At 66.9% G+C, this 24,326-nt stretch carries 23 protein-coding genes, 1 pseudogene and 1 riboswitch; of the genes and pseudogenes, 15 read left to right on the forward strand and 9 right to left on the reverse strand.

All coding sequences use genetic code 11. The annotated features are described in order from the left end of the window. Nucleotides 1–100 precede the first annotated feature (100 nt). Nucleotides 101–445, reverse strand: a complete 345-nt coding sequence (locus E3O54_RS01440; protein WP_134400787.1) for a LysR family transcriptional regulator — start codon at nt 443–445, stop codon at nt 101–103. 164 nt (nt 446–609) lie between these two features. Next, nucleotides 610–707, forward strand: a riboswitch (glycine riboswitch). Nucleotides 708–890: 183 nt separating this feature from the next. Between E3O54_RS01440 and gcvT the strand changes: the two genes are divergently transcribed. The 3 genes from gcvT to gcvP are packed head-to-tail and all read left to right on the forward strand — an operon-like array spanning nt 891 to nt 5,455. After that, entirely contained in the window at nt 891–2,045 is a 1,155-nt protein-coding gene (gene gcvT, locus E3O54_RS01445; protein WP_134400788.1) for a glycine cleavage system aminomethyltransferase GcvT, read from the forward strand. A 25-nt stretch (nt 2,046–2,070) separates the two neighbouring features. Next, complete coding sequence (gcvH, locus tag E3O54_RS01450) at nt 2,071–2,442, forward strand: glycine cleavage system protein GcvH (RefSeq protein ID WP_104100875.1); 372 nt, start codon at nt 2,071–2,073, stop codon at nt 2,440–2,442. A 28-nt stretch (nt 2,443–2,470) separates the two neighbouring features. Beyond that, nucleotides 2,471–5,455 carry an aminomethyl-transferring glycine dehydrogenase gene (gcvP, locus tag E3O54_RS01455; RefSeq protein WP_134400789.1) on the forward strand — a complete coding sequence of 995 codons (2,985 nt, stop codon included), beginning with the start codon at nt 2,471–2,473 and terminating at the stop codon, nt 5,453–5,455. Between the two features lie 143 nt (nt 5,456–5,598). Here gcvP and E3O54_RS01460 read toward each other — a convergent pair whose 3' ends face one another. Next, entirely contained in the window at nt 5,599–6,312 is a 714-nt protein-coding gene (locus tag E3O54_RS01460; protein WP_134400833.1) for a CPBP family intramembrane glutamic endopeptidase, read from the reverse strand. Nucleotides 6,313–6,365: 53 nt separating this feature from the next. Further along, nucleotides 6,366–6,752, reverse strand: a complete 387-nt coding sequence (locus E3O54_RS01465; protein ID WP_233191391.1) for a thiol-disulfide oxidoreductase DCC family protein — start codon at nt 6,750–6,752, stop codon at nt 6,366–6,368. 230 nt (nt 6,753–6,982) lie between these two features. Between E3O54_RS01465 and E3O54_RS01470 the strand changes: the two genes are divergently transcribed. From E3O54_RS01470 to E3O54_RS01505, 8 genes are all read left to right on the forward strand, one after another. Further along, nucleotides 6,983–8,593, forward strand: coding sequence for an ABC transporter substrate-binding protein (locus tag E3O54_RS01470; RefSeq protein ID WP_104100878.1), 1,611 nt, complete (start codon nt 6,983–6,985; stop codon nt 8,591–8,593). Nucleotides 8,594–8,731: 138 nt separating this feature from the next. Next, nucleotides 8,732–9,661 carry an ABC transporter permease gene (locus tag E3O54_RS01475; protein WP_104100879.1) on the forward strand — a complete coding sequence of 310 codons (930 nt, stop codon included), beginning with the start codon at nt 8,732–8,734 and terminating at the stop codon, nt 9,659–9,661. Next, nucleotides 9,651–10,598 carry an ABC transporter permease gene (locus E3O54_RS01480; protein ID WP_104100880.1) on the forward strand — a complete coding sequence of 316 codons (948 nt, stop codon included), beginning with the start codon at nt 9,651–9,653 and terminating at the stop codon, nt 10,596–10,598. The genes E3O54_RS01475 and E3O54_RS01480 overlap by 11 nt, the downstream gene beginning before the upstream one ends. Beyond that, a complete protein-coding gene (locus tag E3O54_RS01485; RefSeq protein ID WP_134342331.1) occupies nt 10,595–12,343 on the forward strand; it encodes an ABC transporter ATP-binding protein in 1,749 nt (582 codons plus the stop codon). The genes E3O54_RS01480 and E3O54_RS01485 overlap by 4 nt, the downstream gene beginning before the upstream one ends. A 35-nt stretch (nt 12,344–12,378) precedes the next feature. Beyond that, entirely contained in the window at nt 12,379–12,669 is a 291-nt protein-coding gene (locus E3O54_RS01490; protein ID WP_134511330.1) for a hypothetical protein, read from the forward strand. Between the two features lie 330 nt (nt 12,670–12,999). Beyond that, nucleotides 13,000–13,713, forward strand: coding sequence for an ABC transporter substrate-binding protein (locus tag E3O54_RS01495; protein WP_134400790.1), 714 nt, complete (start codon nt 13,000–13,002; stop codon nt 13,711–13,713). A 168-nt stretch (nt 13,714–13,881) separates the two neighbouring features. Then, nucleotides 13,882–15,792 carry a translational GTPase TypA gene (typA, locus tag E3O54_RS01500; protein ID WP_134342334.1) on the forward strand — a complete coding sequence of 637 codons (1,911 nt, stop codon included), beginning with the start codon at nt 13,882–13,884 and terminating at the stop codon, nt 15,790–15,792. A 134-nt stretch (nt 15,793–15,926) separates the two neighbouring features. Then, complete coding sequence (locus E3O54_RS01505) at nt 15,927–16,367, forward strand: hypothetical protein (RefSeq protein ID WP_134342335.1); 441 nt, start codon at nt 15,927–15,929, stop codon at nt 16,365–16,367. Nucleotides 16,368–16,520: 153 nt separating this feature from the next. Here E3O54_RS01505 and E3O54_RS01510 read toward each other — a convergent pair. From E3O54_RS01510 to E3O54_RS16720, 5 genes and pseudogenes are all read right to left on the reverse strand, one after another. Next, nucleotides 16,521–17,439 (reverse strand): annotated as a pseudogene (locus E3O54_RS01510) (Dyp-type peroxidase); the annotation flags it as partial. A gap of 52 nt (nt 17,440–17,491) precedes the next feature. Beyond that, entirely contained in the window at nt 17,492–17,719 is a 228-nt protein-coding gene (locus tag E3O54_RS16140) for a hypothetical protein (RefSeq protein WP_166805181.1), read from the reverse strand. Nucleotides 17,720–17,767: 48 nt separating this feature from the next. Further along, on the reverse strand, nt 17,768–17,914 hold the full coding sequence (locus E3O54_RS16145) for a hypothetical protein (protein ID WP_166805182.1): 147 nt from the start codon (nt 17,912–17,914) through the stop codon (nt 17,768–17,770). Continuing rightward, the gene (locus E3O54_RS16150; RefSeq protein WP_166805183.1) at nt 17,914–18,168 is read right to left on the reverse strand and encodes a hypothetical protein; all 255 of its coding nucleotides are present in this window, start codon (nt 18,166–18,168) and stop codon (nt 17,914–17,916) included. Before E3O54_RS16150 ends, E3O54_RS16145 begins: the two co-directional genes overlap by 1 nt. Then, nucleotides 18,165–18,947: an FTR1 family protein gene (locus tag E3O54_RS16720; RefSeq protein ID WP_241976710.1), complete on the reverse strand. Its 783-nt coding sequence runs from the start codon at nt 18,945–18,947 to the stop codon at nt 18,165–18,167. Before E3O54_RS16720 ends, E3O54_RS16150 begins: the two co-directional genes overlap by 4 nt. A gap of 139 nt (nt 18,948–19,086) precedes the next feature. On the opposite strand from E3O54_RS16720, the gene E3O54_RS01520 reads away from it, so the two are divergent. The 4 genes from E3O54_RS01520 (at nt 19,087) to E3O54_RS01535 (ending at nt 23,053) form a co-directional block, all read left to right on the forward strand. Next, nucleotides 19,087–20,070 (forward strand): PIG-L deacetylase family protein, encoded by a 984-nt coding sequence (locus tag E3O54_RS01520; RefSeq protein WP_134400791.1) that lies wholly within the window; start codon nt 19,087–19,089, stop codon nt 20,068–20,070. 34 nt (nt 20,071–20,104) lie between these two features. Next, nucleotides 20,105–20,422 carry a ferredoxin gene (gene fdxA / locus E3O54_RS01525; RefSeq protein WP_104099174.1) on the forward strand — a complete coding sequence of 106 codons (318 nt, stop codon included), beginning with the start codon at nt 20,105–20,107 and terminating at the stop codon, nt 20,420–20,422. A gap of 7 nt (nt 20,423–20,429) precedes the next feature. Continuing rightward, nucleotides 20,430–21,533: a succinyldiaminopimelate transaminase gene (gene dapC, locus E3O54_RS01530; protein WP_134400792.1), complete on the forward strand. Its 1,104-nt coding sequence runs from the start codon at nt 20,430–20,432 to the stop codon at nt 21,531–21,533. A 239-nt stretch (nt 21,534–21,772) separates the two neighbouring features. After that, nucleotides 21,773–23,053 carry a citrate synthase gene (locus E3O54_RS01535; RefSeq protein WP_369827911.1) on the forward strand — a complete coding sequence of 427 codons (1,281 nt, stop codon included), beginning with the start codon at nt 21,773–21,775 and terminating at the stop codon, nt 23,051–23,053. 277 nt (nt 23,054–23,330) lie between these two features. On the opposite strand, the gene dapD is transcribed toward E3O54_RS01535, so the two are convergent. Next, nucleotides 23,331–24,311, reverse strand: a complete 981-nt coding sequence (dapD, locus tag E3O54_RS01540; RefSeq protein ID WP_134400793.1) for a 2,3,4,5-tetrahydropyridine-2,6-dicarboxylate N-succinyltransferase — start codon at nt 24,309–24,311, stop codon at nt 23,331–23,333. Nucleotides 24,312–24,326: the final 15 nt, after the last annotated feature.

A 24,326-nucleotide genomic window follows, 5' to 3' on the forward strand; every position in this document is an offset into this window, starting at 1 on the left:
GGCCTCCGTTGCATCGTGTTGAGTGTGGTAACCCAATCGATACCGGAGGTCCTCACCTTTTTAGCTCACGCCACGCTCACAACCTGTGTGGGAACAACACCTAGCGGCCCTGGCGGCGCTTGCCGGGACGCGGCTGGCCCTTCACCTCGGGCGCGCGGCCCTTGCCCTTCGTCGCCTTGGCCTTTCCGCCCGCCGGAAGCGGCGGCTTCCAGGACTCATCCGAGGCGGCTAGCTCGGTGCGGGCATCCGTGAGAAATAGGTTGCCCGCCGCGGTCAGCCGGGTGGTCTCCGTGGTGCGGTCGATGAGCACGACGCCGATGTTCGCCTCGAGTTTTGCGATTGAGGAGCGCAATTTCGGGGTGGAGATATTGAGGTTCATCGCGGCGCGCGGGAAGTGCAACTCCTCGGCGACGGCGATGAAATGCCGAAGGAGTGTGATGTCCACGGAACGCCTTTCTGTGTGGGCCGCACGAATCGCGGGCGAAGTGACAAGGGTACGCGTTCCTGCTGGAGGTGTCGCCGGGAGGCAACGGAAGCGGCCGCACCGCGCTGCCGGGCCCGCACGCGCTAGGCTCGGAGCGCACACCCTCAAGTGAATATAGGGCCATCAAGGTCGATGCGGGAGAGTTCGGCGCCCTCAGGCAGTCGAACACCGAAGGAGCAATCCTCCCCGACAATCTCTCAGGTACTCGTACCGCATCGAACTGGCCACTCTGAAAAGTAGTCGCGGCTCGACAGCGGCTCGCCCACGGTGAAAATCGCGCCCGACCAACGGCTGCGGTGAAGCTCTCAGGCCTGACGACAGAGGGGGAGTTCCCAGGGGTACGATCGATCGATCGCGCCCCGGAGATTCTTGCTCGGCCCCCGGCCGGCGACAACCTGGAGAACTCATGACCTCGGACACTGAAGCCCACACCGATTCAACCCCCACGGTGGAGCGGTTCTCCCCGCTGCACCTGGCGCACGTGGATGCCGGCGCCAGTTTCACGGACTTCGCCGGGTGGCAGATGCCGGTGCGCTACTCGAGCGATCTCGCCGAGCACCACGCCGTGCGCACCAGCGCGGGCATTTTCGACCTCTCGCACATGGCCGAGATCCTGGTGGCCGGGCCGGACGCCGGAGCGTTCCTCGACTATGCCCTCGCCGGCCAACTCTCCACGATCGACCTGCTGCAGGCCAAGTACAGCCTCATCCTCAACCGTGCCGGCGGCATCATCGACGACATCGTCGTCTACCGCACGGCCGAGAACGAGTACCTCGTCATCGCCAACGCGGGCAACCGTTTCCCGGCGGTCACGGCGCTCACGGCCCGGGCCACCCGCTTCGACGTCACCGTCACCGATCAGAGCGACGACGTCGCCCTGATCGCCGTGCAGGGGCCTAATTCGCGCGCCATCCTCGAGGCCACGGCGGACCTCACGGTCGACGGCGACCTGTCAGCGCTGAAGTACTACCGCGCCCTGGGTGGTACCTTCCAGGCCGGCCGCGTTCTCATTGCCCGCACCGGCTACACCGGTGAAGACGGCTTCGAACTCTATGTCGACGTGCCGGATGCCGCGGCGCTCTGGGACGCGCTCCGCGCGGCGGGCGCCTCTTTCCACCTCGTGCCGGCGGGGCTCGCCAGCCGCGACACCCTCCGTCTCGAGGCCGGCATGCCGCTCTACGGCCACGAACTGAGCACCTCGACCTACCCGGCGCAGGCCGGACTCGGCCGCGTTGTGAACCTCGCCAAGGAGGTCGATTTCATCGGCCGCGAGGCCAGCGAAGAGGGTCCCAGCGCGGAGGCGCGCGTACTCGTGGGACTGGAATCTGCCGGCAAGCGTGCCGGGCGCGCCGACTACCCGGTATATCGCAGTGCCGACGCGACCGTGGCCGACGGCGTGATCACGAGCGGGGCGCTGTCGCCGACGCTCGGACATCCGATCGCCATGGCCTACGTGGCTCCCGGCCTGGCGCGACTCGGCACCCAGGTCTTCGTCGATGTGCGCGGCACCCGCATCCCCGCAACTGTGACCGCCCTTCCGTTCTACAAGCGTCAGAAATAGTCCACCCCTCGAGAGGAACACCCCCATGGCCGAACAGTCTGAACTCCAGTACACCGCCGAGCACGAGTGGGTTCTCGTCGACGGCGACACCGCCACCGTCGGCATCACCGCCTACGCCGCCGACAAGCTAGGCGACGTCGTCTTCGTCGAGTTGCCAGCCGTCGGCAGCGATGTCGCCGGCGGCACCGTCGTCGGCGAGATCGAGTCCACCAAGTCGGTCGGCGAGCTCTTCGCCCCCGTCACGGGCACCGTCGCCGAGACCAACGACGCCGTCGTCGAGAGCCCCGAGCTCGTCAACAGCGACCCGTTCGGCGCCGGCTGGCTGCTCAAGGTCACGTTCGCGGAGTTGCCTCCTCTCCTCAGTTACGCCGACTACTCCGCCCTCATCGGCGAGTAACGAAAACGAAAAGCCAGGTTCCGCACACATGTCACAGCCCTTCACTCAGCGCCACATCGGCACGGATGCCGACGCGCAGTCCCGCATGCTGTCGATCCTCGGTTACGACTCGGTCGACGCCCTCGTCAACGCGGCCGTGCCCGAATCGATCCAGGTGGACCAGTTCCGCACCATCGGTGATTGCACCCTGCCGCCCGCCGCCACCGAGCGGGAGGCCATCGCGGAGTTGCGGGACCTCGCCGGCCGCAACACCGTGAAGCGGTCCATGATTGGTCTCGGCTACTACGACACCGTCACCCCGGCCGTGATCAAGCGCAATGTGTTCGAGAATCCCAGCTGGTACACGGCCTACACTCCGTACCAGCCCGAAATCTCCCAGGGCCGTCTTGAGGCGCTGATCAACTTCCAGACCATGATCGCCGACCTGACCGGACTCTCCACGGCCAACGCGTCCATGCTCGACGAGTCGACCGCCGTGGTGGAGGGCATGCTCCTCACCCGTCGGGCGTCGAAGTCGAAGTCGAACCGTTTCCTCGTCGACGCCGACGCGCTGCCGCAGACGAAGGCCTTGCTGGGCAATCGCGCGGCCGCCGTCGGGATCGACCTCGTGGAGGTCGACCTGGCTGGGTCCGCTGAGGACCTCGGCGAGTACTTCGGTCTCTTCGTGCAGTACCCCGGCGCATCCGGCCGGGTCTGGAACCCGGCCGGGGTTATCGCCGCCGCCCAGGCGCAGGGGGCGCTCGTCGTCGTCGCCGCCGACCTGCTCGCCCTGACCCTGATCACCTCGCCCGGCGAGCTCGGCGCCGACGTGGCCGTGGGCACCAGCCAGCGCTTCGGCGTGCCGATGGGCTTCGGCGGTCCGCACGCGGGTTACATGGCCGTGCGCAGTGGCCTCGAGCGTCAGCTTCCCGGCCGCCTGGTCGGCGTCAGCGTTGACGCGGCCGGCCACCCGGCCTACCGCCTGTCGCTGCAAGTGCGTGAGCAGCACATCCGTCGGGACAAGGCCACCTCGAACATCTGCACCGCCCAGGTGCTGCTGGCCGTGATGGCCGGCATGTACGCGGTCTACCACGGGCCCGACGGCCTGCGGAAGATCGCCGCCCAGGTGCACGAGCGCGCCGGGCAACTCGTCGTCGCTCTCCTCGCCGCCGGTGTCGACGTTGTCACCGCGACGTTCTTCGACACGGTCCGTGCCTCCGTTCCGGGCCGCGCCGCCGAGATCGCCCGGGCCGCCTCCGCCAGCGGGGTCAACCTCTACCTGGTCGACGCGGACACCGTCGGCATCGCCGTCGACGAGACGACGACTCTCGCGGATCTCGCCCTGGTCGTCGGCGCGTTCGGCGGGCGGGATGCCTTCGGCCTGGTGGACTTCAGCATGGTCGAGGCCGGCCTTCCGCCCGAACTTCATCGCACCAGCGAGTTCCTCACCCACCCGGTGTTCAACACGCACCGCTCGGAGACGAGCATGATGCGCTATCTCAAGCGCCTCGCCGACTTCGACTACGCGCTCGACCGCGGCATGATCCCGCTCGGCTCCTGCACCATGAAGCTGAACGCGGCCACCGAGATGGAGGCCGTCAGCTGGCCCGAGTTCGGCGGGCTGCACCCGTTCGCGCCGCGTGCCGACATCGAGGGCTACCTGGAACTGATCCGGCAGCTCGAATCCTGGCTGACGGATGTCACCGGCTACGACTCCGTGTCCCTCCAGCCCAACGCCGGCAGCCAGGGTGAACTCGCCGGGCTCCTCGCGATCCGCGGCTACCACCTCTCCACCGGGGATACCCAGCGCACGGTTTGCCTGATCCCGTCCAGCGCGCACGGCACCAACGCGGCATCCGCCGTGCTGGCCGGCATGAAGGTCGTCGTCGTCGCCTGCGACGAGCTCGGCAACGTCGACCTGGAGGACCTGCGCGCCAAGATCGCGAAGCACGCCGAGAACCTCGCCGCGTTGATGATCACCTACCCGTCGACGCACGGCGTCTACGAGCACGAGGTCGGCGCCATCTGCACGGCCGTGCACGACGCCGGCGGCCAGGTCTACGTCGACGGCGCCAACCTGAACGCCCTGCTCGGTTTCGCCCGTTACGGCGACTTCGGCGGCGACGTGTCGCACCTGAACCTGCACAAGACGTTCTGCATCCCGCACGGCGGCGGCGGGCCGGGCGTCGGTCCGGTCGGGGCCAAGGCGCACCTCGCTCCGTTCCTGCCGGGGCATCCCCTCGCTCAGAGCGACGAGCACTACCTCCTCGCCTCCGGCGATGCGGCGGCGGTCGACGGCGGTGTCGATGAAAGTGGCGGCACGGTCGGCGGCACGGTCGGCGGCACGGTGGGCGGCACGGTCGGCGGCACGGTGGGCGGCACGGTCGTGCACTCCGGCGGGCCGGTCTCGGCGGCGCCGTACGGCAGCCCGAGCATTTTACCGATCTCCTGGGCCTATGTGCGCATGATGGGGGCCGAGGGTCTGCACGCGGCCACCGGCGCCGCGGTTCTCGCGGCCAACTATGTGGCCAAGCGCCTCGAGGCTCACTACCCGGTGCTGTATTCCGGTGACAACGGCTTGGTCGCACATGAGTGCATCCTCGATCTACGCCCGCTCACCGAGGCCACCGGGGTCAGCGTCGATGATGTGGCCAAGCGACTCGTCGACTACGGCTTCCACGCGCCGACCATGAGCTTTCCGGTGTCCGGTACGCTCATGATCGAGCCCACCGAGAGTGAAGACCTGGGCGAGATCGACCGGTTCGTCGAGGCCATGATCGCGATCAAGGCCGAAGCGGATGCCGTAGCCGCCGGCCGCTGGCCTGCCGAGGACAACCCGCTGCACAATGCCCCGCACACCGCACAGTCGGTGATCGAGGGGGAGTGGACGCACGCCTACGACCGTGAGACCGCGGTCTACCCGGTGCGCAGTCTCATCCGTGGCAAGTACTGGCCGCCGGTGCGCCGCATCGACAACGCCTTCGGTGACCGCAACCTCGTCTGCGCCTGCCCGCCCCCCGAGGCCTTCGAGTAGACCGCCACTCCCTAACGAATTCGACGGAGATTTTGCCTGTCCGGCCAGGTTTTGGCCCGATTCGCGCCATTCTCGGCAAAATCTCCGTCGAATTCGCAGGCCGGCAGGTCAGGCAGGTCAGGCAGGTCAGGTCGGCCGGCAGGTCAGCCAGCGGGGGCGAGGAGCCCCGGCCACCAGGTGAGGGCGAGCGGGTACCCGATGAAGGAAACTATGTCGAGGATCCAGTGCGCAATCACGAGCGGCATCGTGCGTCCCCAACGCAGATAGCACCAGCCGAACAGCACCCCCATGGCCGCATTGCCGAAGAACGGCCCGATGCCCTGGTAGAGATGGTAGCTGCCGCGCAGAAGCGCCGAGGACACGATGATGGTCCAGGTGGACCAACCCAGCTCGCGCAGCCGGGTAAACAGGTAGCCGACCACAATCAGCTCCTCGACCAGTGCCGAGCGCAGTGCCGAGAGCACCAGGATCGGGATCGTCCACCAGAACGTGTCGAGCGGCGACGGCACGATCGCCACGGTGAAGCCGAGGGACCGCCCGGCGAGGTAGAGCCCCAGTCCGGGGATACCGATCACGAGCACCAGCCCGAAACCGCGCAGTAGGTCGCGCCCCGGCTGCGTGAAGTCGAAGCCCAGCCGCCGGAACGGGCTCTGCCCCGGCAGCCACAGGAGGTAGAGCACCAGGGCCACGGCGAACAGGGCGAAGAAGATGCCGAGGAACTGATAGCTGAAGTCGAGCCATTCCCGCGGCGACTGCGACCCGTTCAGGGTCGCCGACTGCTCCGAGAGCGGCCGGGCGTCGGTCAGCCGGGCGATAATCGAAATGATCGAGTAGAGCGCGGATGCCCCGAGCGACATTCCGAGGACGATCCCCACCTCCCAGCGGAGCCCGGTTCGATTGCCGCGCAGAGTCACGCGCCCGGCTTCATCCGGCAGGCCGGTGTTCCCCCGGGCAGCCGGTGGCGGTACCGCGCCACGAGCCGGTAGCCCACTTCGGCCGCCCACGACCACGGCGGCACGGTGCCGAGCCAGCCCAATACGCGCATGAGCGCATTCGGCTGGTGCCGAAGCAGGGCGGCCACGGCCGCGGCGCCGCCGAACCGGTGGTCGTCGACGATCAGCCAAACCCGGGACTGGGCATCCTTCGTCGTCAGCGCATAGGAGGCCAGGTCGGTCCATTGGTAGGGAGCGGAAGCCGGCATGCCGGGAATCAGACGCTTCATGGTGTTCACGGAGGTCGTGCAGAACGCGCAGTCGCCGTCGAAGATCAACAGCGGAGGGCGTGCGTGGGCGGTCACGATCATCCTCCCATCTTCCCACTGCTCGGAACGTGCAGGTTGCTGAATTCGGTGGGCGGATTGCGCGCAAGAACCTGCTGTGGCGCAACTATCCTGCGCAGTTTGTTTCGCATCTGTAACGTTTCCCCAATAGATTATGCGAAGTCCGCGCCCACTCTTTAAGGTCGGTATATCCGAGATGTCTGCTCGCCCGAGGGTCACGCGGCATTTCCCTGTGCACTGGAGGAAAATTGAAAATCAGGAGACTGGGCATACCTGCCATCGCCTTGGCTGCCGCGGGAGCCCTCGTGCTCTCCGGTTGCGCCAGTGGAGACGCCCCGGCAGAGAGTGACACCGCGGCGATCATCACCACGAACGGATCCGAGCCGCAGAACCCGCTGGTCCCGACGAACACCACCGAGACCGGAGGCGGCAAGATCACCACCTCGATCTTCGCCGGGCTCGTCTCGTACAACGCCAAAGGCGAGATCGAGAACGAGGTCGCCAAGTCGATCGAGTCCGACGACGCCCAGAACTGGACCGTCACGCTCAACGACGGCTGGGAGTTCACCGACGGCGAGGCCGTCACGGCTGACTCCTTCGTGGACGCCTGGAACTTCGGAGCGAAGTTCAGCAACGCTCAGAGCGCCTCTTACTTCTTTGACAACATCGCCGGCTTCAGCTACGACGCTGACGCCGAACTGACCGGTCTGAAGGTTGTCGACGAATCCACCTTCACGGTCGAGCTGGCCTCGCCCGAGGCCGACTGGCCGCTGCGCCTGGGCTACACGGCGTTCATGCCGCTGCCCTCCGCCGCGTATGAGGACATGGAAGCCTTCGGCGAGAACCCGATCGGCAACGGCCCGTACATGCTGGCCAAAGAGGGCGCCTGGGAGCACGAGGTCGGAATCGACCTCGTCACCAACCCCGAGTACGACGGCGTGCGCAAGCCCGCCAATGGTGGCCTGAACATCGTCTTCTACGCCTCGATGGACGCCGCGTACGCGGATGTCCAGGGTGGCAACCTCGACGTGCTCGACGCCGTCCCGGACGCCGCGTTCGAGTCCTACGAGTCGGACTTCCCGGACCGCTTCGTGAACCAGCCGGCCGCCATCTTCCAGGGCTTCAACATGCCGTACTACCTCGAGCACTGGAGTGGTGAGGAGGGCAAGCTGCGACGCGCCGCCATCTCGATGTCGATCGACCGCAAGGAAATCACGGACGTCATCTTCCAGGGCACGCGCACCCCTGCGACCGACTTCACTTCGCCGGTCATCGACGGTTACTCCGATTCCCTCAAGGGTGCCGAAGTCCTCGAATACAACCCGAAAGAAGCCAAGGCCAAGTGGGCCGAAGCCGACGCGATCGCACCTTACACCGGCACGTTCGACCTCGCCTACAACTCCGACGGCGGCCATGCCGCCTGGGTCGACGCGGTGACCAACAGCATCAAGAACACGTTGGGCATCGAAGCCATCGGCAAGCCGTACCCGACGTTCGCTGCGGCGCTCGACGACCGTTCCGCCGACAAGCTGACCGGTGGAACCCGCGCCGGCTGGCAGGGTGACTACCCGTCGCTGTACAACTTCCTCGCTCCGCTGTACCAGACCGGTGCCGGCTCGAACTACGAGGACTACACCAGCGAAGAGTTCGACGCGCTGCTCAAGGAAGGCGCAGCCGCGTCCTCCGTCGAGGACGCCACCGCGAAGTACCAGGAAGCACAGGAAGTCCTCCTCGCCGACCTTCCCACGATCCCGCTCTGGTACTCCAACGTCAGTGGCGTCTGGTCCGAGTCGGTCGAGAACGTCGTCTTCGGCTGGGACTCCGTGCCGATGTACACCGACATCACCAAGAGCGAGTAGCTCTCGTTCAACCAGCTCGTCAGCAGTAAACAGATAACACGTGTGGGGTTCGGGGCATACAGCCCCGGACCCCACACGTGACTAGACTCAACCAGTGATTGTGAATTTCATGTACATACGTTCCGGCTTGGGGACCTGATGATCTGGTATACCGGCAAACGCCTGCTCCAGATGATCCCGGTGTTTTTCGGTGCGACACTCCTGATCTACTTCATGGTGTTCTCTCTTCCCGGAGACCCCATCGCGGCCCTGTACGGCGATCGGCCCCCGGCTCCTGGAGTGATCGAGCAGATCCGCGCCCAGTACAACCTGGACAAGCCATTCATCGTGCAGTACTTCATCTACATCGGCAACTTCTTTCAGGGTGACCTTGGCACCACCTACTCCGGCCGCCCGGTCAGCGACGTGATGGCGAAGGCCTTCCCGATCACCGCCCGTCTGGCCCTGCTCGCGCTGGCCATAGAAGCCATCTTCGGCATCCTCGTCGGTCTCGTCGCTGGGCTCCGCAAGGGCAAGCTCTTCGACACCAGCGCCCTCGTGGTCAGCCTCCTCCTGATCAGCGTCCCCACGTTCGTGATCGGTTTCGTGCTGCAATACGTCTTCGCGGTGAAGCTCGGCTGGGCGCGCACCACGGTGAGCAGCGAAGCTCCCCTGAGTGAACTGCTGCTGCCGGCCCTTGTTCTGGCCTCCGTCTCCTTCGCCTACATTGTGCGGCTCACCCGGGCCAGTGTCTCCGACAACCTCAGTGCGGATTTCGTGCGCACCGCCACAGCAAAGGGGCTCTCCCGCCGCCGGGTGGTGGGCGTGCACGTGTTGCGCAACTCCCTGGTCCCGGTCGTCACCTTCCTCGGCGTCGACCTCGGCTCACTGATGGTCGGTGCCATCGTCACCGAGGGCATCTTCAACATCAACGGCGTCGGCGGCACCGTCTATAAGGCGATCAAGCTCGGCGAAGGACCCACCGTGGTGTCGTTCATCGCGGTGATGGTCGTGATCTTCGTGCTGGCCAATCTGCTCGTCGACCTCCTCTACGCAGCTCTGGACCCGAGGATTCGTTATGCCAAATAAGAACCCGAACGCGCAGACCCACTACGTGGCCGCGCTCGAAGAAACCCCGGTCGAAGTCGTCGACCGCCTCGATGAATCGCAGAAGGCCCGCAGCACCTGGGCGGATGCCTGGGACGCCATGCGCGTACGGCCCACCTTCTGGATCTCTTCGGCCCTGATCCTCCTGATCGTTATCGTCGCACTGTTCCCGAGCCTGTTCGCCCAGGTGTCGCCCACCGAGTGCGACCTCGGCGACAGCCACGCTGGTCCGGGAGACGGACATCCGCTCGGCTACACCCGTCAGGGCTGCGACATCTACGCGCGAATCATCTTCGGCACGCAGGCCTCGGTCACCGTCGGCCTGCTCGCCACGATCCTGGTGACCTTCACGGGAATCATCGTCGGCGCGCTCGCCGGTTACTACGGTGGCGTGCTCGACTCAATCGTCTCCCGCATCGGCGACATCTTCTTCGCCGTCCCCACCGTGCTGGGCGCGATCGTGCTCATGTCGGTCCTGCCGGAGCGAACCCCCGTCACCATCGCACTCGTGCTGTCGCTTTTCGCCTGGCCGCAGATCGCGAGAATCATGCGCGGCGCGGTACTCTCCGCCCGCAACTCGGACTACGTCACGGCGTCCGTCGCCCTGGGCGTCAGCAAATTCCGGATTCTGCTGCGCCACGTCGTGCCGAACTCGATCGCCCCCGTGATCGTGATCGCCACCGTCTCGCTGGGCACGTTCATCGTGGCCGAGGCCACCCTGTCGTTCCTCGGCATCGGCCTCCCGCCGGGCATCATGTCCTGGGGTAACGACATCGACGCGGCGAAGAGTTCGCTCCGCACCAACCCGCAGGTGCTGCTCTACCCTGCGGCGGCACTGTCCGTGACCGTCCTCGCGTTCCTCATGCTGGGCGACGTCGTGCGCGACGCCCTCGACCCCGAAGCGAGGGCCCGCCGATGAGCCAGACCGTCATCGAATCCATCGGCGAGAGCGCCGTCGTTTCCACCGAGCCTCTGCTCCAGATCCGCGACCTCGAGGTCGGTTTTCAGACCCAGCACGGCCTCGTCCCCGCCGTGCGGGGGGTCAGCCTCACCCTGTATGCCGGTCAGACGCTGGCGATCGTGGGGGAGTCCGGCTCGGGCAAGACCACGACCGCACAGGCCATCATCAAGCTCCTCGCCGGTACCGGCAAGATTACGGCCGGACAGATCCTGTTCGAGGGCCGCGACCTCGCCGGGCTGTCGGACAAACAGATGCAGGATGTGCGCGGTCGCCTGATCGGCTACGTGCCGCAGGACCCGATGAGCAACCTGAACCCCGTCTGGAACATCGGCTTCCAGGTTGAGGAGGCCATCAGGGCAAACAACGTGGCTCAGGGCAAGGCGGCGCGTCAGCGCACCATCCAGGTGCTGCAGGAGGCGGGCCTCAGCGACGCGGAGGACCGCCTCAAGCAGTTCCCGCACCAGTTCTCCGGCGGCATGCGCCAGCGTGTTCTGATCGGCATCGGCCTGTCCGCCCGGCCGAAGCTCCTGATCGCCGACGAGCCCACCTCGGCGCTCGACGTCACGGTGCAGCGTCAGATCCTGGACCACCTCGGCACCCTCACCCGCGACTACGGCACCTCGGTGCTGTTCATCACCCACGACCTCGGCCTCGCGGCCGAGCGGGCCGAGCAGCTCGTCGTGATGTACAAGGGCAAGGTCGTCGAATCCGGGCCGTCGCTGGAGATCCTCGCCAACCCGCAGCATCCCTATACCCAGCGCCTTGTGGCCGCGGCTCCGAGCCTCGCGTCGCGCCGCATCCAGTCGGCCAAGAGCCAGGATGCGGACGACGTGGAGATCTTCTCCGGTGGATCGCTCGACACGACCCTCGTGGCCCGTGCGGCCGAGCGGGAGCAGGCGGCGGCGACGCAGGACCTGATCAAGGTGCAGAACATCTCCAAGATGTACCGCATCCGCACCAAGGGTCTGAGGTACAACGAGCTGCTGGCCGTCAACGACGTCTCCTTCGCCATCAAGAAGGGCACCACCACGGCGCTCGTCGGCGAATCCGGGTCGGGCAAGTCGACGGTGGCCAAGCTCATCCTGCAGTTGGAGAGCATCACCAGCGGGCAGATCGAATTCGACGGCCAGGATGTCGCCGGGCTCAAGGGTGCGGCGCTGCTCAAGTTCCGGCGTCGCGTTCAGCCGGTCTTCCAGGACCCGTACGGTTCCCTGGACCCGCAGTACAACGTGGGCAACACGATCGCGGAGCCCCTGCTGGCCCACAAGATCGGCAACGCCGCGGAGCGGCAGGCCCGCGTGCGCGAGTTGCTTGACCAGGTCTCCCTTCCCTGGGCCACCCGGTACCGGTACCCGAGCGAACTGTCCGGTGGGCAGCGCCAGCGCATCGCCGTGGCGCGCGCCCTGGCGCTCAAGCCGGACGTGCTCGTGCTCGACGAGGCGGTCTCCGCCCTCGACGTGCTCGTGCAGGGACAGATCCTCAACCTGCTCACCGAGCTGCAGACTGAACTGGGCCTGACCTACCTGTTCATCACGCATGACCTCGCGGTCGTGCGGCTCGTCGCCGACAACGTCTGCGTCATGCAGAAGGGCAAGATCGTCGAGACCGCGTCCACGGACGAGGTCTTCGACAGTCCTCGCGAGGCCTACACCCAGGAGCTGCTCGCGGCCATCCCCGGTGGCAACTTCCAGTTTGGCCGCTGACCGGGTTCCGGGTGCTTCGGCACCAGGTCGTCGTGGTGACCCGATCGGGCGAACGCCTCGTGTGCTGGGGTGCACCGTCCGCTGTCCGGTCGTCGGTGGCGACTTCGCCGGAGACCTCTCGGGCGGCCGGGCAGGTGCGGGAGGCCAGCGGGCGGATCACCGGGTCGTCCGCGCACCGGGCCATCCGCGGCTTCTGGGACCGGCACGAGGCTCCGCAGCGCGCCGGGGAGCGAGTGGTGCGCCGCTGGCATCGACGGTCGTTCCTGGTCGGCGCCGTGCTCGTCCTCGGGCCGGCCGTTCAGCTGGCGTGGTCGTCGCTGGCCTGAATTTTCTGGTTGCGCCTGAGCTTTGCTCCAGGACAGATCGTGTTCTTGCGCATTGTGCCCTCAAAGTTTCAAAACTGTTACATTTTCCGTCTTAAAGTGCCCCAGACTGGCATCTGGGGCAGAGTCGCTTCACGCAGGCATAGGCTCTCCCCTCAAGCACACGAGAGCAGTTCCTTCCCCCGGTATCCCGGCGGGGGGAACGATGGAGGAGTCTTCATGGTTTCGCATCGTTGTACGCAGATCGTCGCCGTTCCCGGCACACTGGTCTGATCCGAGCTCAACCCGGCCGCGGTCTGGGAAGAGCGCACTCCGATCACGTACAAGGACTACGTGGCCACCTGGACGGCCATGAACGGCACCAACGAGAAGTATTCCCCAGCCTCCACGGCCATCTTCGACCAGATCAGCGCGATCGAATCCACCGGAACCGAATTCGATTTCACGGTCACGTTCGACTCGATCAACGCCGACTGGGCGTCGATCTTCACGAGCGTGCTGCCGGCCAGCGGCGCATCGGCAGCCACGTCGTTCGGCAACTCCGAAACCGACCTGCTCCACATCTCGTCGAACGCCGATGCCGACCAGAGGGCTGAGAAGCGCGCGGATGCCGAGATCCAGGCATCCGGTGGCCTCACCTGGACCCACGTCACCATGAACGGCTCGAAGGGCCCGCTCGCGGACGTCGAACTGCGGCGCGCCATCGGCCACGCCGTCAACCGCGGTCTCATCTCCGAGTCGGTCAACACGCCGGTAGGCGTCGACGCCACCACCCAGGGCAGCTTCATCTTTATGCCGGGTCAAAAGGGATATGAAGACAACGTGGGCGACGCAATCGGCTACGACGTGGCCAACACGGAGCTCGACACCGACAAGCGCATCGTCATCGCCAACGAGATCAACACGGTCCTCGCCGCGTACGTGCCCATCATCCCGATCGCGCCGCTGCCGAACGTGTACGCCGTGAAGTCCGGCCTCGTCAACCACAGGGCCACCCAGTGGCGGACACACCCGCAACACAGCACGGAGGACGGGACGGGGACTTGAGCCCTCCGCCCCGTTTTTCGTGCTCCGAGTCGGGATCCGAGGGACTCTCAGCCCCCGGACGGGGAGAGTGCGGTAGGATTGTCCGTTGGGTCGGACTTTGACCACACACATCCATTCTTCGTCGCATGCGGTACTTTGCGGCATCCATTCTTCGTAAGGATTTACTTCATGGCGATTGCCACGCGCAATAACCTCCGAAATGTCGCGATCGTAGCCCACGTTGACCACGGCAAGACCACGCTGGTCGACGCGATGCTCCAGCAGACCAACTCGTTCGCCGAGCACTCACACACCGAAGAGCGCGCCATGGACTCGAACGAACTCGAGCGCGAAAAAGGCATCACCATCCTCGCCAAGAACACGGCGATCTCCTACAAGGGCATCCACGCCAAGGATGGCCCCATCACCATCAACGTGATCGACACCCCCGGCCACGCCGACTTCGGCGGTGAGGTCGAGCGCGGCCTCTCCATGGTCGACGGTGTTGTGCTTCTCGTCGACGCCAGTGAGGGTCCGCTGCCGCAGACCCGCTTCGTGCTGCGCAAGGCGCTCGAGGCCCACCTGCCCGTCATTCTCCTGGTGAACAAGACTGACCGTCCCGATGCTCGCATCGACGAGGTCGTCGAGGAAAGCCAGGACCTGCTCCTCGGCCTCGCCAGCGACATGGCCGACGATGTGCCCGACCTCGACCTCGACCTGGTTCTCAACGTGCCCGTCGTCTACGCGTCCGGCCGTAACGGGTCCGCCAGCCTCAACCGTCCCGAGAACGGCCAGCTGCCCGACAACGAAGACCTCGAGCCGCTCTTCGCAGCGATCCTCGAGCACATTCCAGCGCCGGTCTACGACGACCAGCACCCGCTGCAGGCCTGGGTAACCAACCTCGACTCCTCGCCGTTCCTCGGCCGTCTCGCACTGTTGCGCATCTTCCAGGGCACCATCAAGAAGGGTCAGACGGTCGCCTGGATCAAGCACGACGGCACCATCGCAAATGTGCGTGTCACCGAGCTCATGATCACCAAGGCGCTCGACCGCTACCCAACCGAGAGCGCCGGCCCCGGCGACATCGTCGCTGTCGCCGGATTCGCCGACATCACCATCGGTGAGACCTTGGCCGACCCAGAGGACCCGCGCCCGCTGCCGACCATCACGGTCGACGACCCGGCCATCTCGATGACGATCGGCACCAACACCTCGCCGCTCATCGGCAAGGTCAAGGGCCACAAGCTCACCGCCCGCATGGTCAAGGACCGTCTCGACAAGGAGCTCGTCGGCAACGTCTCGCTCCGCGTTATCGACATCGGACGCCCGGATGCCTGGGAGGTCCAGGGCCGAGGCGAACTCGCCCTCGCCATCCTGGTGGAGCAGATGCGACGCGAAGGCTTCGAGCTCACCGTCGGCAAGCCGCAGGTCGTCGTCAAGCGCGTCGACGGCAAAATTCACGAGCCGTACGAGCACCTCACTATCGACTCGCCGGAAGAGTACCTCGGCGCGATCACCCAGCTGCTCGCCGCCCGCAAGGGACGCATGGAGAACATGGCGAACCACGGCACCGGCTGGGTCCGGATGGAATTCATCGTTCCGTCGCGTGGCCTGATCGGATTCCGCACCGAGTTCCTCACGGACACCCGCGGCACCGGTATCGCCAACGCCATCTTCCACGGCTACGAGGCCTGGGCCGGCACGATCACCACTCGTACCAACGGCTCGATCGTCGCCGACCGGTCCGGCGTGGTCACGCCGTTCGCGATCATCGCTCTGCAGGAGCGCATGTCGTTCTTTGTCAACCCGACCGAAGAGGTCTATGAGGGCATGGTCATCGGCGAGAACTCGCGCGCCGACGACATGGACGTGAACATCACCAAGGAGAAGAAACTGACCAATATGCGTCAGTCCACCTCTGACACGTTCGAGTCGATGACCCCGTCCAAGCAGCTCACGCTCGAGCAGTGCCTCGAGTTCGCCCGTGAAGACGAATGCGTCGAGGTCACCCCGGCCGTCGTGCGCATCCGCAAGGTCGAGTTGGCCGCCTCGGCACGTCAGCGCAACGTCTCGCGTCTGAAAAAGCAGGACGCGAACTAACCGTCGCCACCGTGCGGCTGAGCGGCCGCGACGAGCGAAACCGTAGGGGTGCGGTTATGGTTTTCCATAGTGCTGCCCCTGCGGTTTCGCGCTTTTAAGCACGTGAACGATCGAACCGAAGGATGGGATCCCTGATGCAGTTGAACCGAGTACGTGTGCTGGCCGTGACCTTGGCCGTCGCGGGCGTGGCCCTGCTGTCCGGATGCTCCGGCGAGGCCGTCGGCTCCGCGGTCGACGGCGCGGTGAACGGGGCAACCGGAGGCGATGTCAGCCTGGGCGGGCAGCTGCCCGAGGGCTGGCCGGAAGAGATCCCCGTGATCGACGGGGATCTCGGTTTCGGGGCAGCGAACACCGCGGACGCCGGCCGGGGCTGGGTCGTCACCGTCACCACCAGCGCCGCGGACCCGCTGGCCGACGCCACGGCGATGCTCGAGGCTGCCGGTTTCAGCGCCGACAACGCCGCCACCGCGAACGTCGGCAATGCCGGCGTCGCGGCCCTGACGAACGAGACCTGGTCGGTGGTCGTCGCCGGCACTCCCGAGGGTGTGCTCTACACGGTGTCCCCGGCCGCCTAGCTGAGAACCAATTCGACGGAGATTCTTTCGAAAAACGACTGTTTTGTCGTGTTTGGGAGTGGTTCGGGCAAAATCTCCGTCGAATTCGTTCGGGCCGGAGTTGCTGCACCGGGTCAGGCCGACCGAAAGGCAGGCTCACTCAGCCGCGGGGGATCAGGCGAAGAGGGGGGCACCCGCGTAGGAGCCGCGGGCGGCCCCAAGCGGCCCCGGGCGGGACGGCGCAGAGGGCTGACCCGACGTGGCGGATGTACTCGTTCGGAGCGTCGTGCCGGGCCAGGCGCACGTGCGCTGTCGCGCCGATCAGCGGCAGGTCTGCCCGGCCGGTGAGGGCGAAGTCCGGAGCGGTGAACTCCGTGCCGCCCGACAACGGGGCACCCTCGCCCTTCTTGCGGCCGAACACGGCCTCCTGCTCGCGCAGGATGGTGCGGTCCCAGGACTCGATGGTCATCCGGATGCGCCGGGCCACCAGATAGGAGCCGCCGGCCAGCCAGGCGGGCCCGTCTTCGGCGCCGATCCAGACATGGTCGGCGGCGGCATCCGGCTCCTCTGCCGTGATAATGGATGTGCCGTCCTTGAAACCGAAGTGGTTGCGCGGCGTGGCCTGCGCCGTACTCGTCGAGGAAGTGGGTCCGAACCCCAATTGAGACCAGCGGAAGGCCGCGCGCCCGAAGGCGATGCGGGAGAGGTTGCGGCTGGCGTGCACGGCCACCTGCGGGTCGTCCACGCAGGCCTGGATGCCGAGGTCGCCGCCACTCCGTCCCGGCTCGAGCCTTTCCCCGGGGAAGTGCGGCATTCGACCAGCTCGACCGGGCTCCGACTCCCGATGCCGAAACGGTCGGCGCCGTCGATGCTCTCGAACAGGCTCGGGCCGAACCCGAACGTGATCGTCAGCCCGGAGGCCGGCAGGCCGAGCGCCTCGCCGGTGTCCTCCGGGGTGCGTCGTAAGGGCCGCTGACGGCCCCGAAATCGCCGATGTCACGCCCCATAGCCATGGCGGCGGCGGCATCGGTCCGGTCGCGGAGCAGTCGACCAACCCGGACCTGATGGTGCCCGCGGAAACGTCGAACGCCGAGGCCGAGCAGCCCGCGACGTGACAGGCCGCGCGACTGCTGTTGCCCGGTCACCTAGAGCACCAGGGTTGCGGTCCGCTGGTTGAGCGGTTCGCCGAGGGCGTCCACCTGGTCGGCGAGGGCCTTGATCTCGGCCTCGCTCAGCTCGGTGTACGGGGTGAAGCCGTCGCCGACGCGCTGGGCGTCCAGCAGTGTCTGCAGCGCGGCGAACTCGGTGTCGAGGCTATCGGCGCGGGCGGCATCCCTGTCGACCAGGATGTCCCGCACGCCGGCGTAGAGCACCGCGGCACCGTCGACGTTGGCCTGGAAATCCCAGAGGTCGGTGTGCGATCAGAACTCCTCCTCGCCGGTGACCTTGCCGGTGGCGACCTTGCCGGTGGCGACCTCGTCGAGAAGGCCGATCGCGCCGTTGGTCTGCTGCGACAGCGTGAAGGAGAGGGTCTGCACTTCCTCGTTCAGGGTCGCGGTGTCCTGCATCAGGCGGTCGGCGAGGCGTCGGCGCTCCGCGGCCGGATAGGCGAGAAAACCGGCCACGGCGTCGGCCGGCCAGAGGTCCTTCTCGATTGGTGCCAGTCGGTGCCGGTGACCAGCTGGGCCACCTGGTCGCGCACAGAGGAGGCGTCGTTGACGTTGGCGGTCTCGATCTGCGCCTCGAGGTCGTCGTCGACCGCGACGACCTGGTCGGAGGCGGTGACGATGAAGCCGGCCTTGCCGATCCCGTCACCGGTCATGCCGGGCTTGCAGGCGGTGACGTATTCGCCGGCGGCCAGCTGCACGACCAGGTCGCGGGTGAGTCCCTGACCGATGTTCTCGGCCTCGCCGTCGATGCGCAGGCCGTCATCGGCGAGCAGGTAGAACTCCGTGACCTGGTCGCCCGAGTTCGTGATGCTGAAGCTGAGGTTGCCGACGGGGGCTTCCTCGGCCGAGACGGTGCCGCATCCGCGCTGCTGTCGACCGTGACGGACGCCCCGGCGGAACCGGCCGGCGCGTTGGCGACGCAGCCGGTGAGGACGAGCAGGCCGAACGCGGAAACTGCGGCGAGGGGAACGAGGCGGGCGTTCTTAGGAGTCCCTAGCACGAGGTTCGGGAGGGGCTGGGTCAGCGGGGAGCGCCGCGGTCTCGGCGGCGTGCTCGTACGCGGGGCTGGTGCTGGGACCACGAGGCCGAGCCCCGAGCCCACAAGGGACCGGTCGATGCTGCACCGGAGTTGGCCGGACAGGTTGCGGGCTCGCGCCAGCATCCAGAACACCATCCAGGTCACGAGGCCCGTCGCCACGATCGACAGCACGCCGCCGATGGCCTCCTGGGACGTGAACGACAGGCCGTAGGTGCCGTTGGTGAGCTGCGCGCCGATGCCGAGCGCCAGCAGCACGGCGAGGCTGCATCCGGTCCGGATACGCCGGAGCACGTCCCGGCGGCCGACCTTCACGACGTAGGCCACGAGGATGGTCACGATGAGGGCGACTTCGAGGCCTTTACGGAGGCGGATCAGGTCATTGCGCGAGCACAAGGCTTCCTGGGTTTGTGGGAGAAGTTTGGTGAGGCTAACCTCAGTATCCTGACTCCAGCTTCGGTTCTGCGATCGTGTCCAGCTATCATTCATGCGCGGGTGTCCGCCCGTCCCAACTCCGTGGAGCTCAGCAATGGTCATGTCCGGCAGTGCAGAACGAGTCGTGTTCGTGCACGACCGGCCCGGTCAGGAATCCCTTTTGACCGGCGGAACCATCGCCCGGCTGCGGTCAGACGACGCCGAGGTCGTCGTTCTGTTCGGCTCCACGGACTCCCACTCCGCGGACGACTCCGACGTGCGCGCAGCCATGGCGGCGCTCGACGTAAGCGACTGGCGGATGCTGCCCGCGGCATCCGGGGCGCAGTCACTGGCCGAGGCCGTCGCCGACGTGCTCGCGGGCGTGCACGCCACCGCGGTCGTGATCGGCGCCGACGACGACACCCTCCGCCGGGCGGCCGCCGGGGCCGCCGACAGCCTGAATGTGCCGGTCTTCGAGCACCGCCAGGTGACGGATGCCGTCGGCCAGCGGCTCGTCGCGATCGATGTGAGCGGCCAGGTCGACCAGAAGCTGCGCGCCCTCGCCGCGTATGCGCGCCGCTGGAGCGTTACCGACCACACCGTCGTGCCGGTCGAGTCGGTGGCCGCAGCCGACCCGGCCGACCCGGCGGACCGCCCGGTCACGATCGGTGGCACCGAGACCTTCCTGCGGCTGCCCCTGGCGCACGCTCCCGACCCGGACGCGACCCCCGGGCTGCTCAGCCGCGGCCTGGCCGCGGTCGTCGCCCTCCTGACCGGGGCCGCCTTCGGCGTGCTCGGCACGATCGCGCACCAGGCCACCCTCCCAATCGGGCCCGTGACGATCCCGATCGGGCTGATCCTGGCCCTGGCCGGAATCATGACGCTCCTGGCAGGTCTCCGGCTGATGCTGGGGGACCGCCTGGTCGTCTTTTCCTGCGCGATCGGCCTCCTCGGCACGATCTTCATCCTGTCTCTGCGCAGCACCGGCGGCTCTGTCCTGGTCCCCGAGGGGATTCCGGGTTTGCTCTGGACCGTCGTGCCGACCCTGGTGGCCACGATCGTGCTGGCCTGGCCACGAATCCCGGCCCGTCCGCGTTCGGCATAGACTAGATATTCGCTTGTGAAGGGAGCCCTCCAACGTGACATACGTCATTGCTCTGCCGTGCGTCGACGTGAAGGACCGCGCCTGCGTCGACGAGTGCCCGGTCGACTGCATCTACGAGGGTGACCGCTCGCTCTACATCCACCCCGACGAGTGCGTCGACTGCGGTGCCTGCGAACCGGTCTGCCCGGTCGAGGCCATCTACTACGAGGACGATGTGCCCGAGCAGTGGGCCGAGTACTACAAAGCCAACGTCGAGTTCTTCGACGACATCGGCTCGCCCGGCGGGGCGGCCAAGGTCGGCGTGATCCATAAGGACCACCCCATCATTGCCGTGCTGCCTCCCCAGGTCTGATTCAGCCATGCTGAAGCCGCTCCCCGACTACCCGTGGGACCAGATGGTCCCCTTCGCCGCCCGGGCCCGGGCCCATGCGGGCGGCATCGTCGATCTGTCGATCGGTTCGCCGGTGGACCCGACGCCCGAGGTCATCCGCCGAGCGCTGGCCCAGGCCACCGACGCCCACTCTTACCCGCAGACCGCCGGCACGCCGGAGCTGCGGCGGGCGATCATCGACTGGTACGAGCGCCGGCGCGGCGTCACCGGCCTCACCGAGAAGAACGTGCTGCCGACCATCGGGTCGAAGGAGATAGTGGCCCTGCTGCCCTTCATGCTCGGGTTCGGCGAGGGTGACATCATTGTGCATCCGCTTGCCGCGTACCCGACGTACAGCATCGGCGCGGCCATGGCCGGAGCGGACGCCCTCGCCGCCGACGACCCCGCCGACTGGCCCGAGACGACGAAGCTGGTGTGGCTGAACAGCCCGGGCAACCCGGATGGCCGGGTTCTCTCGGTCGACGCGCTGCGCACGGCCGTCGCGCGCGCCCGGAAACTCGGCGCGGTGATCGTCTCCGACGAGTGCTACGCCGAGCTCGGCTGGACCGACGGGTGGGATGCCCGGCCGACCCCGAGCATCCTGGACCCCCGCGTCATCGGGCAGGACCGGCACGATGTGCTCGCGCTCTACTCCTTGAGCAAGCAGTCGAACATGGCCGGCTACCGCGGCGCGTTCGCGGCCGGCTGCGCGGACCTGCTCGCCCGGGTGCTGACCGTGCGCAAGCATGCCGGCCTCATGCTTCCCGCGCCGCTGCAAGCCGCCATGGTGGCCGCGCTCGGCGACGACGAACACGTCATCGTGCAGCGTCGGCGCTACCAGGCGCGACGCGAGGTGCTGCTGCCCGCACTGGTGGCGGCGGGCTTCCGCATCACCCGCAGTGAGGCCGGGCTTTACCTCTGGGCGACCGAGGGGCGCCCCGCCTGGGAATCGATCGGGCGGCTCGCCGAGCGGGGTATCCTCGCCGGACCCGGTCCGTTCTACGGCGACGGCTACCCGAGACACGTGCGCTTCTCCCTCACCGCCACGGACGAACGCATCGCGGCGGCTGCGACTCGGTTGCACGCTGGCTAATGCCCCACTGTCGGGAAATGTCAACTCTCTCCAATGAAGAGTGGACATTCTTGGTGGATGCAACAGTAGGCGGTTGCGGCCATTAGGCTGTATCCGCGTTGACGTCTCCAGACACACCGGTGTGCTGTGGCCCATCGCCACAGACGGTCAGCCACCAGACGGTTAGGTAGTGATATCCAGTGACACTCAGTCAGACCCAGGGAGCCGCCGTGAGCGACATCGCCGAGCGAACGCCATCCATCGAACCCAAGCAGGCGACACTGTCGTTCCCCGGCGGATCCGCCGAGTTCCCGATCGTGCGCGGCACGGCCGGCGCCTCCGGCATCGATATCTCGACGCTGACCCGCAAATCGGGTCTGATCACCCTCGACTCCGGGTTTGTGAATACCGCGGCCACGCGGTCGGCGATCACGTTCATCGACGGCGAGAAGGGCATCCTGCGCTACCGGGGCTATCCGATCGAGCAGATCGCCCAGAACTCCAACTTCCTCGAGACCGCCTGGCTGTTGATTTACGGTTCCCTTCCTAGCGCGAGCGAACTCGAGGCCTTCGACACGCGCATCCGTCGGCACACCCTGCTGCACGAAGACCTGCGCCGCCTCTTCGACGTGCTGCCGTACAACGCGCACCCGATGGCTGTGCTCTCCGCCGGCACCTCGGCGCTGGCCGCGTACTACCAGGATGCGCTCGAGCCCAACGACCCGGAGCAGGTCGAGCTGGCCACCGTGCACCTGCTCGCCAAGCTGCCCGTGATGGCGGCGTACGCCTACAAGAAGAGCATCGGCCAGGCATTCCTGTATCCCGACAACTCGCTCGGCTACGTGGACAACTTCCTGCGGCTGATCTTCGGCACACTCGCCGAGCCCTACGAGGTGAACCCGGTCGTCAGTAAGGCCCTCGAGCGCCTGCTGATGCTGCACGAGGACCACGAGCAGAACGCGTCGACCTCGACCGTTCGCCTGGTCGGCTCCACTGAGGCGAACCTGTTCGCGTCGGTCTCCGCGGGCATCAACGCGCTTTCCGGGCCTCTGCACGGCGGCGCCAACGAGGCCGTGCTCAAGATGCTGGGCGAGATCAAAGCATCCGGCGAAGGCGTCGAGAAGTTCGTTGAACGGGTCAAGAACAAAGAACAGGGCGTTCGCCTGATGGGCTTCGGCCACCGGGTGTACAAGAACTACGACCCGCGGGCGACCCTGGTCAAGGAGAGCGCCGACGAGGTGCTGGCCGCACTGGGCGTCAAGGACGACCTGCTGGACATCGCCAAGGAACTCGAACACATCGCGCTCAACGACGACTACTTCCGGGAGCGCAAGCTCTACCCGAACGTGGACTTCTACACCGGCGTCATTTACAAGGCGATGGGCTTCCCGACCAGCATGTTCACGGTGCTCTTCGCGATCGGCCGGTTGCCCGGCTGGGTGGCGCACTGGCGCGAGATGAACGAGGACCCCACGACCAAGATCGGTCGCCCGCAACAGCTCTACATCGGGTCGCCGGCCCGCGATTTCCCGCGCCGCTAGCCGCCGCGAGGCACCGCGCGCCCCCGCTGCCGGGATCGAACCAATTCGACGGAGATTCTGCCGAAAATGCCGGTTTCCGGCCTGTTTAGGGCGATTTCGAGCGGAATCTCCGTCGAATTCGTCAGGGACCTGGGGCTGTAGTCGGGCGGCGCCTCGGCGATGATGGTCGGGTGTGTCGTTCCCACGCCACTCCCTTGCGACTGGCAGCGTACTCAGCGGAGGCGCCGCCGTGCGGGTTGTTTCGGTCGCGCTCGAGCGTCGGACCGGCCGCCCGGCGTCAGGCGTGCAGCTGGGCGTTCAGCACGATGCCGGTGCCGGTGCGCGCCAGCACCTCGACCGCGCCCGAGACCGAGTTGCGGCGGAAAAGCAGGTTCGCGACCCCGGAGAGTTCGACGGCCTTCACCGACGGCGTCGTGCCGTCGGCAGTGCGCGGCTGGCCCGGCAGCAGCACCTTGGTGCCGGCGGTCACATAGAGCCCCGCCTCGACGACGCTGTCGGCGCCGATCGAGATGCCCACCCCGGAATTGGCCCCGAGCAGGGCCCGTTCGCCGATGGACACCCGTTCGGTACCGCCGCCGGAGAGCGTGCCCATGATGGAGGCACCGCCGCCGATGTCGGCGCCGTCACCCACGACGACACCCTGAGAGATCCTGCCCTCGACCATCGAGGTGCCGAGGGTACCGGCGTTGAAGTTGACGAAACCTTCGTGCATCACCGTGGTGCCGGGGGAGAGGTACGCCCCGAGACGCACCCGGGACGCGTCCGCGATCCGCACCCGGTCGGGCGTGACGTAGTTCAGTAGCGGCGGGAACTTGTCGATTCCGGTCGTCTGGATGCCGTGGCGCTGCAGGGCCGGCCGCAGTCGGGTGAAGTCGGCGGGCAGCATCGGGCCGGCATTCGTCCAGACCACGGCGGGCAGGTGGCCGAAGATGCCGTCGAGGTTGAGGGTGTTCGGGCGCACCAGCAGGTGCGACAGCAGGTGCAGGCGCAGGTAGGCATCCGACGTTCCGGCAGGCGCAGCGGTGAGGTCGATCTCGATCGTCACGGCCTCGATTCGCACCATTCGCCTCGGGTCCACCCCGGCGAATTCCTCGAGTTCAGACGGCACGATCCAGCGGTCGCGGCCGGCCGGCAGGGTTCCGAGCCGAGGTTCGGGGAACCAGGTGTCCAGCACCGTGCCGTCGCCGGCGACGGTGGCGAGGCCGTAGCCCCACGCGTTCGAGGGGGAAACGGATGTCGGGGGCACGGCGGAGGTCATGGCTCTAGGTTAGTA

Origin of the sequence: Cryobacterium sp. TMT2-4 (genome assembly GCF_004402575.1) — a bacterium.
GTDB classification, from domain to species: domain Bacteria; phylum Actinomycetota; class Actinomycetes; order Actinomycetales; family Microbacteriaceae; genus Cryobacterium; species Cryobacterium sandaracinum.

Excerpts from the sequence above, each read along its gene's own strand:
- gcvT (WP_134400788.1), top strand. The coding sequence starts at position 891 with ATGACCTCGGACACTGAAGCCCACACCGATTCAACCCCCACGGTGGAG.
- gcvH (WP_104100875.1), top strand. The coding sequence starts at position 2,071 with ATGGCCGAACAGTCTGAACTCCAGTACACCGCCGAGCACGAGTGGGTT.
- gcvP (WP_134400789.1), top strand. The coding sequence starts at position 2,471 with ATGTCACAGCCCTTCACTCAGCGCCACATCGGCACGGATGCCGACGCG.
- E3O54_RS01460 (WP_134400833.1), bottom strand. The coding sequence starts at position 6,312 with ATGTCGCTCGGGGCATCCGCGCTCTACTCGATCATTTCGATTATCGCC.
- E3O54_RS01475 (WP_104100879.1), top strand. The coding sequence starts at position 8,732 with ATGATCTGGTATACCGGCAAACGCCTGCTCCAGATGATCCCGGTGTTT.
- E3O54_RS01480 (WP_104100880.1), top strand. The coding sequence starts at position 9,651 with ATGCCAAATAAGAACCCGAACGCGCAGACCCACTACGTGGCCGCGCTC.
- E3O54_RS01485 (WP_134342331.1), top strand. The coding sequence starts at position 10,595 with ATGAGCCAGACCGTCATCGAATCCATCGGCGAGAGCGCCGTCGTTTCC.
- typA (WP_134342334.1), top strand. The coding sequence starts at position 13,882 with ATGGCGATTGCCACGCGCAATAACCTCCGAAATGTCGCGATCGTAGCC.
- E3O54_RS01505 (WP_134342335.1), top strand. The coding sequence starts at position 15,927 with ATGCAGTTGAACCGAGTACGTGTGCTGGCCGTGACCTTGGCCGTCGCG.
- E3O54_RS16145 (WP_166805182.1), bottom strand. The coding sequence starts at position 17,914 with ATGCAGGACACCGCGACCCTGAACGAGGAAGTGCAGACCCTCTCCTTC.
- E3O54_RS16150 (WP_166805183.1), bottom strand. The coding sequence starts at position 18,168 with ATGACCGGTGACGGGATCGGCAAGGCCGGCTTCATCGTCACCGCCTCC.
- E3O54_RS01520 (WP_134400791.1), top strand. The coding sequence starts at position 19,087 with ATGTCCGGCAGTGCAGAACGAGTCGTGTTCGTGCACGACCGGCCCGGT.
- dapC (WP_134400792.1), top strand. The coding sequence starts at position 20,430 with ATGCTGAAGCCGCTCCCCGACTACCCGTGGGACCAGATGGTCCCCTTC.
- dapD (WP_134400793.1), bottom strand. The coding sequence starts at position 24,311 with ATGACCTCCGCCGTGCCCCCGACATCCGTTTCCCCCTCGAACGCGTGG.